The organism is Nocardia macrotermitis, from assembly GCF_009604405.1.
Classification (GTDB): domain Bacteria; phylum Actinomycetota; class Actinomycetes; order Mycobacteriales; family Mycobacteriaceae; genus Nocardia; species Nocardia macrotermitis.
In genome coordinates, this window is sequence record NZ_WEGK01000006.1 from 164,600 (window position 1) to 179,477 (window position 14,878).

Annotated in this window: 9 protein-coding genes; 6 read left to right on the forward strand and 3 right to left on the reverse strand. The window is 68.5% G+C overall.

Going from position 1 to position 14,878, the window contains the following annotated elements; genetic code table 11:
• The first annotated feature begins 14 nt into the window (after nt 1-14).
• From NRB20_RS16190 to NRB20_RS16200, 3 genes are all read left to right on the forward strand, one after another.
• Nucleotides 15-1,913: an FAD/NAD(P)-binding protein gene (locus tag NRB20_RS16190; RefSeq protein WP_153410962.1), complete on the forward strand. Its 1,899-nt coding sequence runs from the start codon at nt 15-17 to the stop codon at nt 1,911-1,913.
• Nucleotides 1,910-2,290 carry a VOC family protein gene (locus NRB20_RS16195; RefSeq protein WP_153410963.1) on the forward strand — a complete coding sequence of 127 codons (381 nt, stop codon included), beginning with the start codon at nt 1,910-1,912 and terminating at the stop codon, nt 2,288-2,290. The genes NRB20_RS16190 and NRB20_RS16195 overlap by 4 nt, the downstream gene beginning before the upstream one ends.
• A gap of 336 nt (nt 2,291-2,626) precedes the next feature.
• The gene (locus NRB20_RS16200; RefSeq protein WP_153410964.1) at nt 2,627-5,485 is read left to right on the forward strand and encodes a helix-turn-helix transcriptional regulator; all 2,859 of its coding nucleotides are present in this window, start codon (nt 2,627-2,629) and stop codon (nt 5,483-5,485) included.
• A gap of 44 nt (nt 5,486-5,529) precedes the next feature.
• Here the strand turns inward: NRB20_RS16200 and NRB20_RS16205 are convergent, their stop codons facing one another.
• Complete coding sequence (locus NRB20_RS16205) at nt 5,530-6,993, reverse strand: MFS transporter (RefSeq protein WP_153410965.1); 1,464 nt, start codon at nt 6,991-6,993, stop codon at nt 5,530-5,532.
• Between the two features lie 138 nt (nt 6,994-7,131).
• Between NRB20_RS16205 and NRB20_RS16210 the strand changes: the two genes are divergently transcribed.
• Both NRB20_RS16210 and NRB20_RS16215 read left to right on the forward strand, forming a co-directional pair.
• Nucleotides 7,132-7,941 (forward strand): TetR/AcrR family transcriptional regulator, encoded by an 810-nt coding sequence (locus NRB20_RS16210; protein ID WP_194289879.1) that lies wholly within the window; start codon nt 7,132-7,134, stop codon nt 7,939-7,941.
• Nucleotides 7,942-8,341: 400 nt separating this feature from the next.
• Nucleotides 8,342-9,553 (forward strand): cytochrome P450, encoded by a 1,212-nt coding sequence (locus tag NRB20_RS16215; RefSeq protein ID WP_153410967.1) that lies wholly within the window; start codon nt 8,342-8,344, stop codon nt 9,551-9,553.
• Here NRB20_RS16215 and NRB20_RS16220 read toward each other — a convergent pair.
• The gene (locus tag NRB20_RS16220) at nt 9,519-11,042 is read right to left on the reverse strand and encodes a CoA transferase (protein WP_153410968.1); all 1,524 of its coding nucleotides are present in this window, start codon (nt 11,040-11,042) and stop codon (nt 9,519-9,521) included. The genes NRB20_RS16215 and NRB20_RS16220 overlap by 35 nt on opposite strands.
• A gap of 99 nt (nt 11,043-11,141) precedes the next feature.
• Between NRB20_RS16220 and NRB20_RS16225 the strand changes: the two genes are divergently transcribed.
• Entirely contained in the window at nt 11,142-12,158 is a 1,017-nt protein-coding gene (locus NRB20_RS16225) for a LysR family transcriptional regulator (protein ID WP_264766356.1), read from the forward strand.
• A 449-nt stretch (nt 12,159-12,607) separates the two neighbouring features.
• On the opposite strand, the gene NRB20_RS38150 is transcribed toward NRB20_RS16225, so the two are convergent.
• On the reverse strand, nt 12,608-14,872 hold the full coding sequence (locus NRB20_RS38150) for a UvrD-helicase domain-containing protein (protein ID WP_319944989.1): 2,265 nt from the start codon (nt 14,870-14,872) through the stop codon (nt 12,608-12,610).
• Nucleotides 14,873-14,878: the final 6 nt, after the last annotated feature.

Genomic DNA, 14,878 nt, shown 5'->3' on the forward strand with positions numbered 1-14,878 from the left:
AGCGGAGGCCGTGCATGAGTGAATCCGCCGCGCGGACCGTCGTCATCGTCGGCGCCGGGCCCAAGGGCATCGGCGTGCTGGAACGGCTCTGCGCCGGTGCGCCGGAACTGCTGGGCGACCGGAATCTCGTTGTCCACCTGATAGATCCGTTCCCACCGGGCCCCGGCCGCGTGTGGCGGCACGACCAGTCACCGCTGCTGCTGATGAATTCCAAGGCCGCCGACGTCACCATGTTCACCGACGACAGCGTGCGCTGCGAGGGGCCGCCCAGACCCGGCCCCACCCTCGCCGAGTGGGTCGAACAGGTCCGCGACGGCACGCTGGACGTCGAGATCGATCCCGGCCTGCGCGCGGAACTCGATCGCGCCACGCCCGCGACCTTCCACACGCGGCGGATGCAGAGCGCCTACCTGTCCTGGTGCTACCGCCGGATCCTGGACACCCGGCCGGAGTCGGTCGAGGTGCGGGTGCACGGCACCGAGGCGGTCGATCTCACCGAATCCGGTGCGGATCAACTGGTGTGGCTGCGCGACGAGCCGTGGCCGCTGCGGGCCGACGCGGTCGTGCTGACCGTCGGCCACCTCGACGGCGAGACCGACGAATCCGGAAGTGCGCTGGCCGATTTCGCGCGTCGGCACGGCCGCACCTACTTCCCGCCCGGCTACACCGCCGACACCGATCTGTCGCCGATCGTCCCGGGTGAACCGGTGCTGGTGCGGGGATTCGGCCTGGCGTTCATCGATCTGCTGACGCTGCTGACCGAGGGGCGCGGCGGCAGTTACGCGACCGCCGCCGACGGCACCCTGGTGTACCGGCCGTCCGGTGCCGAGCCGATCCTGTACGTCGGATCCCGGCGCGGAGTCCCGTACCGGCCCAAGCCGGGGTACGGATTGCTCGGCGCCGCAGCGGAATTGCCGCGTTTCTTCGGCCCGTCCGAGATCGCCGCGCTGGCCGCCCGGCCCGGCCCGATCCGGTTCCGCACCGATCTGTGGCCGCTGATCGCGAAGGAACTCGGCTGGGGCTACTACACGGAGCTGTTCACCGCTCACCCCGAGCGGGTGACGATGGAGTTCGCCGAATTCGCCGAGTGCTATCGCGAATTCGACTGGGACAGTGAGCAGTTGCGCACGCTGGTGGCCAAGTCCGTACCCGCCGCCGAGGACCGCTTCGATCCCGAGGAACTGGATCGCCCGCTGGCCGCGGCATCCGCCGCCGACGCGCCCGCACTGGCCGCGCTGGTCCGTGAGCACATCGTCCGGGTGCTCGACCGGGGCGGGGACGGCGCGTTCAGCGCCGACCTCGGCGCGGTCACCGCGATGCTCTCGGTGTTCCGGCAACTTCCCACCGCCGTCGCCACCGGCAAGCTCGACCCGGAATCGCAGCTGTTCGATGTGGACGGGTGGTGGTTCGGCTTCTTCAGCTATATCGGCAGCGGGCCGCCCCGGGCGCGGCTCGAGGAACTGCTGGCCCTCGAACGCGCCGGGATCCTCGCCTTCCTGGGCCCCGAGATGTGGGTGGACACCGACGAGGAGCGGGGGCTGTTCCTGGGCGGCAGCCGCAAGGTCCCCGGCGCGGTCACCGCGACGACGCTCGTCGATGCCCGGCTGCCGCCCCCGGATGTCACCCGCACCACCAATCCGATCGTGCGCGCCCTGCACGATCGCGGCCGGTTGGGCGCCGAGCGACTCGTCGGCGAGTCCTCGGTCCTGAGCACCGGACGCATCCACACCTCCGGAATCGACGGGCAACTGTTCGATTCCGGCGGAGTCGCGCACCCGCGGCGCTTCGCCCTGGGCCCGCACACCAGTCTGCGCATCGCGGGCGCGTTCAGCAGACCGCGCACCAATGCGCTCGGCTTCCGCGAAAACGACAGTGTCGCATGCCAAGTGCTGCGGCTGACAGGAGAGTCATGACCCATCAACTCCGCAAGACCTATGCCCGCGTCCTGACCGAGGAGTTGAAGGAGACCGTCGGGGTGCTGCGCGATCTCGTCGGCCGGGACCCCGATTTCGAGGTCACCTTCGGCCGCTTCGACATCGCGCTGATCGGCGACTTCTGCGTGGTGGCCGGCACCGAGGAGGCGCTGGCCCGCTACCGGGGCACGGTCGGCCCGGTGATCGTCGCGGATATCGCTGCCACGCTGGCCCTGCTCGAGGACACCGGCGCCCGGATCACCGTCGCGCCGTTCGACGGACCGGCCGGACGCAGTGCCCTGATCCGTCACGCGGACGGTGTCGAATTCGAGTACGTCCAGTTCCACGCCGAGTTGGACCGGCAGGTGTTCGGCTGAGATTTCGGGCGCGTTCTTTTCGGCTCAGTGTGAGCGGAATCGGAAAAGCGGGAAACTCCCTGTATTCCGGATATGAACCGACCGTGGCCCCGCGACGGCAGACTGCACACGGTCGGGCGGTCGGTTACAATAGGAGTACGTAATGCTTCGATTCGGCCGACCGCAATTCACTTTCAGCCGAGAAGTACGGCACGGTACCCATTTCCGTCATTCCGTGTCTTTTCGGCTGCAAAGGCAGGGTGCTACCTGGGGCCCATACCGTGGTGCCCCAGGGCAGAACGATGAGGTTCCTCGATCCCCGGTGCGTGGTCGCCAAGAGCGAGATGAGGGCGCCCGTTGTTTGCCGAACGTCGATCACAGCTTGTCACACTGGAGCGGATCCATCATCAATGTATTGCCGGTAAAGGGGGAATATCGCTGATTGCCGGTCCGGTTGGGAGCGGCAAGACGGAATTGCTCCAGATATTCGCGGAACAGTTGTCCGCGGCGGGCGCCACAATCCTCGAAGCCGTCGGTTCGCCACGAGAATGCGATCAGGCGTTCGGAATTCTGCAGCAACTGTTCGCGGGCCTGCGTGACCAGGACGATCACGCGCGCATCCGGCGGTTGCTGTCCGACAGCGCATCCCGGCTCATCGGCGGGTCCGGTGAGCGGGACGCGCAGGTGTTGCGCAATCACGCGAACCAGGAACTGTGGGCGATGGTGCTGCGGTTGTCGGCACAGGCCCCGGTCGCCATCATCGTCGATGACCTCCAGTACGCGGATCTGGCCTCCCTCCAGTCGCTGCTGTATTTCAGCGGTCGGCTGCGGTCGTCCCGGGTCATGATCATCGGAACCCGCACCGATCTCCCGTCGTTCGCCGGTGACGAGCGCGCGGTGCAGATCACCGAACTACTCCGCCAGCCCCGGTTCCACCTGTTGCGTACCGGCCCGCTGAGCGTCGACGGCGTCCGGGAGACGCTGTCCGAGCGCATCGGCGTACCGGTCGGGCCGGGGCTGGCGCAGTCCTGGCACCGCCTCACCGGCGGCAGCCCGTTCCTGCTGCGCGCCCTGACCGAGGACAACGGATCGGCCGGAGTGGCACTGGCACAACGACTTTCCGATCCGGTCGCCGGTGACGAGTTCGCCAAGGCCGCGCTGGCGTGCGCGCATCGCGGCTGCCACCGGTTCCTGCGGGCCGCCCGCTGTCTGGCGGTGCTGGCCGAATCGGGATCGTTCGCGCTGCTGCCCCAGCTGATCGGCGAGGACGAGGCCACCGCCGCGGCGATCGTGCTGGCGCTCACCGAGGCGGGCATCCTGGACGGGGAACGCTACCGGCATCCCGCGGCGCGGGCCGCGGTGCTCGGCGAGCTCGACATCGCCGAACGCGCCGACCTGCATCGCCGCGTCGCCGGGCTACTCTACGAGGACGACCGCCGACCCGATCGCATCGCGGTCCATCTGGTCGCGGCCGCCGCCGTGCGCGAACCCTGGGCGCTCGAGATCCTGCTGAACGCGGCGCGCGAGGCGGTGCAGCGCGACGACACCGAATTCGCGGCCAAATGCCTGCGCGCCGCCGAACCCGTGGTGACAACCGCGGAACAGCAAGTGGCACTGGCGATTCTGCGCATCCACGTGGACTCGCACAGCAACCCGGACAACACCGCCCAATCGGTGGCGACCGTGCTCACCGCGGCGCGCGCGGGCCGGGTGCCGGTCCGAGAACTGGTCGGGTTGCTGAATCCGCTGCTGTGGCAAGGATGTTCGGGCGCGGCGACCGAGATCCTCGAACACATCGAGCGGTCCGACGACGCCCTCGAGGATCGCTGCGCGGCCGATCTCACCTCGATCCGCACCTGGATGCGGTCCACCCACCCCGGTCTGCTGGCCGGCACCGGCGACAACGAACCCTCGGGTGGCGCCCGGGTGCGCATCATCGCCAACCGGTCGGTGCGCGGGCCCGGCCTGCTGGCCGACGTCCTCGAGATCGGCCCCACCGAACACACCGTGCCGACGGCGGAATGGTTGTTGCAGACCACCCGGTTGTCGGGCCCGTCGCTGGCGTCGATCGTGTCCGCGCTGCTGTCGCTGGTGCACGCGGATCGGGTCGATCTCGCCGAGCGCTGGTGCGATTCGCTCCTGCGCGAATCGGCAGCGCGACAGGCCGTGACCTGGCAGGCGCTGTTGACCGCCACGCGTGCCGAGATCGCCATCCGGCGCGGCGATATGGCCGCGGCCCGACGCGACGGACTGGCGGCGCTGGAGCTGATCCCGCGGCAGGCGTGGGGGGTGGCGCTGGGCACCGTCGTCTCGCGGGTGCTGATCGCCGCGACCGCCCTGGGCGACTGGCAGACCGCGGGCGATTGCCTGATCCAGCTGCCCGACGCCGTCTTCGACACCCGCTACGGCGTGCAGTTCCTCTACGCCCGGGGCCGGCGGCTGCTGGCGGGCGATCGGCTGTGGGCGGCCCTGGACGATCTGTCGACGTGCGGCAGGCTGATGGTCGAATGGGATATCGACCAGCCCACCTTCCTGCCGTGGCGGGCCGACGCGGTGGCGGTGCTGCTGCGACTGGGCCGGGATCGCCAGGCCGCCGAACTGGCCGCCGCGCAACTCGCCCGCACGAATCCGGGCCAGCCCCGCGCGTACGGGATCGCGCTGCGCACCGTCGCGGCCACCGAATGCGACGACGGCGCCCGCCGCGACATGCTGCTGCGGGCGATCGAATCCCTCGAAAACTCCCCGGACCGAATGGAATTGGCGTACGCGCTGGCCGATCTGGGCGACGCACAGGTGCGGCTCGGTGAGCCCCGCCGTGCGCGGCAGACGGCCCAGCGCGCGACCCGGCTGGCCGAGGAACTGGCCCTGGAACCGCTGCTGCATCGGCTCGACATCGGCCGCCGACCCATCGAATCGATCCTGCCGGTGCGCGCGGCGGGCCTCGACGACGGTGACAGCGACGTCCTGAGCGCCGCCGAACGTCGCGTGGTCATGCTCGCGGCGCGCGGCCGCACCAACCGCGAGATCGCCGCGGAGCTGTACATCACGGTCAGCACGGTCGAACAGCATCTGACCCGGGTGTACCGGAAGCTGCGCGTGAAGGGGCGCGGTGATCTGGCGGCCTATCTGCACAGCGGCTTCACTCCGCGCGCGGTGGGGGTCGAATTACGGCCCCGGCCAGGCGGTTCGGACACGGTCCGGCGCGGCGCGGCGTGAGCGCCACGGCCTCCACCGCGGTCGTGCGGTGGAGGCTCGCCGCGTCAGGCCGCCGGTTGCTTCGGCTCCTTGATCACGAACAGGCTGATCAGCAGCGCCGCCGCCGCGAAGGCGACCGCCGCGATGACCGCCGTGGACAACCCGTGCGCCAACGCGTCGTGCGTGGTGGCGCCGGTGTGTTCGTGAGCGATGCGGGCGGACTGGTAGATCGTGGTCAGAATGCCGACACCCAGCGACAGGCCGATCTGCTGCGTCGCCTGCAACAGACCGGACGCCGCACCCATGTCGCGTGGTTCCAGACCGCCGAGCACGGTCATGTTCAGGGTGACGAAGGCCAGGCTCAGACCGGCTCCCAACAGGATGAACGGCGCGAGCACACCGGTGAAGTAGTTGCTCGAACCGGTGGTGGTGGTCAGCCACACCGCCTCGGCCAGCATCAGCACCACGCCGGTCACCAGGACCCGTTTACGCCCGAACCGGGCGATGATCTTCGGAGCCCACTTCGCGACCGCGAACTGCACGACCGCCATCGGCAGGAAGGCGAGACCGGCCACCAGCGGACCGAAGCCGAGCGCGTCCTGGATGTAGAGCGACAGCAGGATGTAGGTACCGGCCATGGTCGCCATCAACAGCACGAACGTCAGATACGCGCCGCCCCGAATCCGGTTGCCCAGCAACCGCAACGGCATGATCGGCTGCTCGGCGTGGCGTTCGATGAAGATGAATCCGGCCACCAGCACCACGCCCACGACGAACGGGATCACGGTTCCGGGCGCGGTCCAGCCGTTGGTGATATTGGTCAGGCCGTAGACGATGCCGACCATGCCCAGCGTGGACACGATCGCACCGAGAAGATCGAAAGTGCCACGGTGACGCTCGGTTTCGTCGAGATAGCGGCGCGCCAGCAGAATGGTCACCAGGCCGATCGGCACGTTGATGAAGAACACCAGCCGCCAGCTGAAGCTGGTGAGTACGCCGCCGACGATGAGGCCCAGTGTGATCCCGAGTCCGGTGACCATCGAGAACACCCCCAGTGCCCGGGTGCGCTGCGGGCCCTCGGCGAAGGTGGCCGCGATCATCGACAGCGCGGCCGGTCCGGCGAAGGCGAAACCGACGCCCTGGAGTGCCCGCGCGGCGATCAGCAGACCGCCGTTCGGCGCGATGCCGCCCAGGATCGAGGCCACGACCAGCAGCCCCAGACCCCAGGAGAACATCCGGCGCCGGCCGAGGATGTCGCTGGCGCGCCCGCCCAGCAGCAGCAGTCCGCCGTAGGCCAGCGAATAGGCGCTGAAGACCCAGGCCAGCGACTGCGCGGACATCCGGAGCCCGGACTGGATCTCCGGCAGCGCGATATTGACGACGTTGCTGTCCACCGCGACCATGAGCTGACAGGTCACGATGACGCCCAGCGCGATCGACAACCGGCGATTGCGGGTGCTCGTGGCGGGATCCGGTGGCGGGTCCGCGGCGGGGATTCTGTTGTCGGGCTGGATATCTCGGCTGGTCATCAACAGTCCGTTCGGGAAGGTCGGGGAGAGGGCGGGGTGAGCGACCGCGCGGCACTGCGCATCGGCTCCACGCTTGTAGACTCAATTCAGCATAGGGCCGCGAAGCATTTTCGTCTACACATGTTGAGTGAGGTTGTCATGCCGGTTCACGAAATGGAGGCGCCGGTCCGGGAGGCCGCGGCGGCTCCGGCCAGCCGCGCCGAGCGTCGTCGCCAGACCAGGCAGCTGATTCTGGACGCGGCGCGCGAGTTGTTCGCCGAGCGTGGCTACATCGAGACCACCATCCGCGCCATCGCGCAGCGCGCCGACGTCGACCCGGCATTGGTGATGCAGCACTTCGGCACCAAGAGTGCCCTTTTCGACGAGGTCGCGGGCATTCCGGAGACCCTCGACGACGCGCTCGAGGGCCCGCCGGAGGAACTGGGCGAGCGCCTGCTCCGGCACGCCATGGCGGATGTGGACCGCAAGGAGGACCGGACGATGCCGGTGCTGCGCTCGATGCTCACCCATCCCGAGGCGGCGCACGCCGTGCGCTGCGCGATCATGAATCCGGAGACCAGCCCGTGGACCCGGGTGCTGGTCGGCCCCGATGCCGAGCGGCGGTCGGTGCTGATCGGCACGCTGGTGCTGGGCGTTCTGGTCGCCCGCTACATGGTGCATCTGCCCGGCGTCGCCGACGCGCCCGCCGAACGCCTGGTCGACCTGCTCGGACCGTGTCTGCGGCCGTTGGTGCTGGGCGACGCCGAATCTGCCGGTGCGACACCGGGTTCGGCCCTGGACGCGCTGGCCGAGGCGGATGCCGCGCGGCGGGCCGCGACGGCGCGGGTCGACGAATGCGCTCGTGCCGCATTGGCCGCCGGTGCGTCGTACGGTGACGTCGGCCGGCTGGTGGGGATCACCCGGCAAGCGGCGCGGAAGCGCTGGCCGCAGGGCGGGGATGCCGAGTAGCGCGGAGCCACGCTGGCGGTCAGCGCGCGCGGATTCCGACGACCTGCGTCTGAGTGACAACCTAGGTTGTCGATCCGGATGAAGTCGAAGCGGCGCGCCTGCCGCTTCGGCCCGTTGACAACTTGTGTTGTCGAAAAACGGCGCGACTGATATCCGTACCGCCCGAGCATCCCAGCCAACAGGGCAAGCGGCAGGTCGGTCGAACCCCTACTACTCGAGACGCCGCCCCCGAGGCTAGGGGACCGTCGCGACCGAGATAGGGGTGCCCGTAGCAGCCCTGCCTTCCTAGGCTTTCCGGTGCGCAAACATGCTCGCCCGCAACAGATCCCGTGCACGACCGAGATTCCGTGCATGACCGCGGCGAGCCGCCGAAACGGCCGACCGTGAAGGAGCCATTCCCTTGACCAGCCTCGATACTATCGACGTCTTCGATCAGGAACGCTATCTGGACGGTCCGCCGTACGCCGACTTCGCGGTGCTGCGCCGGCAGGCCCCGGTCTTCCACCACCGCGATCCCGAAGTGCCCGAAGGACATTGGGCCCTGACCCGGCATGCCGACATCGTCCAGGTGGCCCGTCATCCGGAACTGTTCTCCTCCGAGCGCAAGGGTTCGCAGCCGCAGGAGTTCGACGAGGTCGCCATCGATGTGCAGCGGCGCATGATGATCCACCAGGACCCGCCCCGGCACAGCCGCATCCGCGGTCTGGTCAATCGCGGTTTCACCCCCCGCGCGGTGGATCGGCTGCGGGCCCGGATCGCGGAGGAGTGCGAGGCCATCGTCGAGAACGCCTTGGCCCAGGGCGAATTCGATCTGGTTCCGACGGTGGCCGCCGAACTGCCGCTGATCGTGATCGCCGAGCTGATGGGCATCCCGCGCTCGGACCGGCACCTGATCTTCGAATGGTCGCGCGCGATCGCCGGGCAGACCGATCACGAGCACGGCGGCGCGGAGGCGACCCGGGACGCGGTGGTCGGCATGTCCGGCTACGCCGCCGAACTGGGCGCACAACGTCGCCGCTGCCCGCTCGACGACACCGTCACCAGGATGGTCAGCCCCGACGACAAGGGAAATCAGCTGACCGACGAGGAATTCCAGGCGTTCTTCATCCTGATGACCGTCGCGGGCAACGAGACCACCCGCTACTCGATCGCCGGTGGGGTCGAGGCGTTCACCCAGTTCCCGGACCAGTGGACGCGGTTGAAACAGGATCCGGAACTGGCCCGCACCGCCGCCGAGGAGATCGTGCGCTGGGTCTCGCCGACCAAGGTGTTCCGGCGCACCGCACTGGCCGACACCGAGGTGGGCGGGCAGCTGATCCGCGCCGGTGACAAGGTGATGGCTCATCTGGTGTCGGCCAATCGCGACGAAACCGTCTTCGCCGATCCCGAGAGCTTCGATATCGGCCGCGACCCCAATCCGCACCTCGGATTCGGCGGCGGCGGACCGCATTTCTGCATCGGCAAACATCTGGCCGTGACCGAGATCGAGATCATGTTCCGGACCCTGGCGCGCAAGGTCGATCGTTTCGAGATCACCGGTCCCACACCGCGATTGCGCTCGTACCAGTTCACCGGCATCACCGCCCTGCCGGTCCGCGTCGTCGCGGCGTGACCAGCCAGCCGGGCCGGGCGGCGCCGCGCGGCATCAGCACCGTGCGGTACCACCCCGGGGTGGCCGACATCGAAACCTGTTCGGTGAGACCGCGATAGCGCCCCAGCGGCGTGTCCGCGGTGAACATCTCCGGCGTCCGGGAGCGGTGCCGGTCATCGGTTCCGGCGACCTCGGCGGCGTAGTCCCGGTCGAAATACCCCATCCCGAGAATCCACAGCGCGACCCGGGTCAGGCTGACGTGCACCCGGTAACTGCCGCCCGCCACCGCGCGCCGAGCCAGCGCCTCCACGATGCCCGTGGTCAGCAGCCAGGCGACGAGGTAGTCGTTGACGACCGTGATCGGCGACAGCGCGGGCCGCTCGGGGGTGCCCTCCAGCAGCATCGCGCCGGTCAGGCAGCCCGCGGACTGATCGAAGCCGACCCGGTCGGCCCACGGGCCGCGCTCACCGTTCAGCGAGATCGTCGCGTGCACGATGCCCGGCCGCAGCTGCGCGGCCTGCTCCGCGGTCAGGCCGATCCGGGCGAGATATCCCGGCCGCCGATTGGCGAAGAAGACGTCGGCGTCGGCGAGCAGGGCGCGCACCAGCCGAGCGCCGTCGGCGTCGAAGGGGTCGACGGTGCTGGAGCGGATGCCCACATTCGCGGTCAGGTACGTCACGTCGTGCTCGAAATCGCCCGGCCGCCAGAGGTTCAGGACGTCGGCGCCGTGCAGGGCCAGCGCCCGCCCGGTTCCGGCGCCGGCGATCACATGTCCCATGCCGAGCGCGCGCACGCCGTCGAGGGGCTGAATCCGGGTGGCGGGCAACGGTTCCGGTGCGCTGTCGGCGATCCGGGTGATCTCGATCAACGGCATCTCGGCGAGTCCGTCCCGGAAATGCGGTTCGGCCGTCAGTTCCGCGAGGGTGCGCAGCATCGGCAGCACCACTCCGGCACGGGCCCCGTCCTCCTCGAGATCCCTTGCGCGCCTGCGTCTTATCGCCGCGGCCACCGCGTCCACGTCGTCGGGCGCACCGAGCAGTCGCTGGGCGGCGACCTTGATTCTCGGATACGGATTCAGCGGCATCACCCAGCGGTCGTCGGCGGTCCGGTAGAACTCGAAACCGAATGCGGGAGAGGCGTTCACCGGCGCGGCGGGCGGGTATCCGTTGAGCCGTTCCCAGCGGCCGTGGAACGGGGCCAGCCGATGCACGGCGGTGCGCAGATCCACGGCGATGTCCTGGCCCGCACCGCTGCGCAGCCGCGAAAGTTTCGCCACCGCAGCCGATTTGGCGGCGAGCCCGATCGCCCCCGCCGCACCGAGACGCAGGGTGCTGGGCACGATCGGATCCGCGCCGATGAATTCGACCCGCCCGCCGCTGTCCTCCGGGTGCATTCCGATGCCCGCGAGAACGTCGCCGAACGCGGCGTACACGTCGAATTCGTCGTCGGTGGCCGGGCTCGCCACCGCGCCGAGCAGCCGATCGGTCAGCGGAACCTTCGCGGGCATCATGCCTCGACGGTAGGACCGCCCGGTGGCCCTGACCACGACCGATCCGGACAGGTGCAGATGACCGCTACGGTCCGATGACCGTAAGGTGGACCGGTGGAGATGCTGCACCTGCGCTACTTCATCGCCGTCGCCGAGGAGCTCAGTTTCTCCCGCGCGGCCGCCCGCCTGCACCTGTCGCCCTCGCCGCTGAGCCGCCGAATCCGTGATCTGGAGCGCGAACTCGGCCGCGACCTGTTCATCCGCGGCCATCACCACATCGAACTCACCACCGCGGGCGCGAGTCTGCTACCCGCCGCCCGCGAGATCATGCGCCGTGTCGACGCCGTCCCGACGCTGGTCCGGGAGGCCACAGGCGCGTGCCCGCACACCCTGACCCTCGGCATCGCCCCCGAGATCTCCGCCGCCGTGCGAACCGCGGTCCTGACCGCCCTGTCTACCCACCCCGACATCGCCGTCCGCCTGCACCCGGCCGACGGCGCGGGCCTACTGCGCGCACTGCAAACCGGCGCGGTCGACCTGGCCCTGGTCACCGACCCGATCGGCGCGCGAGGCGTAGGCCGGGCCCGCCTGGAGTGCCAACCGATCGGCGTCGTCGTAGCCACCGGCATCGGCTTCGACGACCGCACCTCGATCCACCTCGACGAACTATCCCATCTCCCATACGTTTCCATGGATTTCGGAGCCGGCCCGACCTCCCTGGAAGAGGTGGAACAGCTGATCCGCCGCCGCGGCGCCCCCCGCTGCACCGCAGCCACCCCCCTGCCCCCCGACGGCATCGCCCACGTCGTAGCCACTGGCCAAGCCTTCACCCTCACCGGCCGCTGCACCGGAGCCGAAAAGGTCTTCGCAGGCGAACAGGTACACGTCCTCCCCCTGGAAGGAATCAACGCCTCGATCACGACAGTAGCCGCCTGGCGCGAGGACCGATTGCGTCCCGGCGGCGCACTCACCGGCCCGGTCGCCACTCTCCGCGACCTGGCCGCCGACCGAATCCGTTCCGCTTCGCAACCGCACCCGCCCGGGGACGCCGAATCGTCCGATGGTGGCGTTACTGCAATCGCCGCCGAAACGGCCGATCTCATCGCGCGGGCTTACTCGAGTAATCGGAGGAAGTAGTTCGGCTTGCTCTGCCCGGACTGCCTCCCGGGATACTCGGCGGAGAATCCGATCACAGCAGCTCCCGCGTCAAAGCCATTGCAGCATCAGGCAATTCGGCCGAGTGCGTGTTGTGGCACATCGGCGGCAAACTCACGGTAGATGGGTGGAAGCGCCTCGCTGGACATCATGGGGACAACCTTTCGTGTGGAGCCGACGTACCACCAGGATCGACTATGGGACCGACAACTTCGGCGCATCGCTGAGCACCGCAACCTTTCCGGCGTTCAAATGCCGACTCGGGTATGACGGCGGCGCCGGGCTTGACGGACCTGGAGATTTCCCGGGCTGATCCCCCATCGGTACCGGCGGCATAGCGGCCGACCAACCCGGCGCACGAAGTGTGCCCGCGCCGAGGCGTGGCCAGCCTGGACGCCGTCCGGCAGTATCCTCGAGGCGGACGACCCTCATCAGCCTCGGGCGGCCGGTGGAATGAGTCCGTTTCGCTCCAGACGGATCGTGATCGCGTTGGCGTTCCGGCCGAACTCGCTCACCAATTGTTCGAGGCTGGCTCCTTGTCCTGCTCGGCGTATCAGCCTGGCTTCTTCTTCGGCGGTCCAACGCATGTGGGAGTTGGGATGAACGCGACGGCGGTCGTCGACCGCGGAGGTACTCGCCTGCTGTGCCTCGTGCCGCCGACCACCCTCTACGCGCTCCACAGCAGCCAGTTGCGTCACCGCGATTCTGGCACGGTCGGCGGCGCCCGGCGGCCGTACGACGGTCAAGTCGGCACTGCTGAGGATGCTGAGGTCCAATGTCCAGTCTCGTGCAGATCGACGCTCCCACAAGCGAAATGCGTCCGCGATGTGGCGCTGTGCCTCGGTGGCGGACAGTCCGGTGACTCGCATCAGATGATTGAAGGCATGGGACTCGTTTCCTGTGATCTGGGCGTAGCCGAAGTGGGTGGTCTGGTGACAGTCGGTGCAGAGCAGGATGATCCGCCGCAGTCTCTGGATGGCGCGTGCGTTGTCGTAGTCCCATCGCTCATGGGCCTCCAGCCACCGTCGAGTGGCTGGGTCCTTGGTCGCGCCGCAGACCTCGCATCGGCGCCCGGCCCTGGAAATGACCATGCGGCGCAACCGTTCCCAGTCTTGCTTGTCGACGCAGTAGCGGACATTGGTGAACCAGCACGACGAGGGCACCAGGTCCACGAACAGGCCGGCACCGAAGTCGCGGTCCTCTCCAGGCAACAGTTGGGGTACGTCGGGGCGGACTCCGTGAGGTTGCCCCTCGGGGTGGTCTTGAATCCATTTCAGGCCGCCGAGGTCCAGGTGCGTCTTGGCGCGGGTGACGGCGACGTAGGCCAGCCTGGCGTCGGCGTCGTCGATCGGGTTCGGGCGTCCGTCGTCGTCTTCGCCCGGTTCGGAGAAATCGTCGGCCATACGCACCGTGTTCCACTCGCGGCCCTTGGCCTTGTGCGCCGTAGAGACGGTCAGCTGGGCGTGTCGTTCGTCGCTGAGTTTGCCAACGGCTTCCAGGATGGCGTCCACTCCGTGGTCATCGATCAGCTCGACGAAGGTGTAGAGATCGGCGCCGGAAGGGTCTTGCGTGGCGTAGTCCTGGACCTCGCCCCAGGAGGAGAACAGGAACAATTCGGGATGGCTCGTCTTGTGGCCCGCCTTCAAGTCGCGGGCGGCTTCGGCCAGCGAACGCAGCGGGCCGCCGCCGCCGACCAACGCGACCTTCACCCCTGCCTCCAGCGCGTTGAGGACTTCTCGCATTGCGCCGGAGTTCGTCCGGCACAGGATCGCGTCAGGGCGCTCGACGGGTCCGACGGTCGTTGCGATCGGGCCGTAGCCGCTGAGCCGGATCGGCGCGTCGATAATCGACAGCCAGCGATAGGCCTCCTCGGCAACAGCAGGGCCGAACCGAAACGATTGAGTCAGACCGAGTTTCGTACCGTCGAAGTCGGTCATCACATCCTGCGCGCCTCGCCACCCGTAGATGGCCTGGGCCGAGTCGCCGACCATTACGAGTTGTGCCGAGCCTCGCTGCGCATTGAAAACCTGTTCGATCACGGGGTTTGTGTCCTGAGCCTCATCGAGCAAGATGAAGTCGTAGTTCAGGACCGGGCGGCTGAGCGCCCAGAGCTTCAGATAGTGATCGTGCTCGAATCGCACGGTGCCGGATTCGGGATTCTGGATGTCGGCCCACGCCTTGTGCGCGAAGGGAAGTACGGTCTCGATGAGTTTCTGGTGTTTGTCCGCGCTGTCGAGCCCTCGCATTCGAGGGACGTGATGAGCGCCGATGACGTCGTCAGCCGAATAGCAGAACCGCAGCACGGTGCGCACCGCTGCATAGGATCGTGCGAGCGGACTGACCTTGCGATCGCCGATGCGCATCTCGCCGCGGATGCCGAGTCCTGCGGCGACCTCTCTGGAGGGGATACGTGGAGCGTTCAAGCGGGCACTGAAACGCCGCCCGTAGGTCTGGAAGGCTATCGAGTGTGCCGTGCGGCACTTGATGTCGCGCGAGAACCTCGCCTTCGCCTCGTCGGCGATGGCCCGGTTGAAGGCGATGTAGAGGCCGCGCTGGGGTGTCGCCGATGCCAGCATCCTCAGTGTGGTCGTCTTCCCGGTGCCGGCGCCCGCCTGGATGGCCAGGTGATCGCCTCGTACGAAAGCATCGACCGCTGCTTGCTGTTCGTCCGTCTGCCTTATCGACGACTCGCCCACGCACAC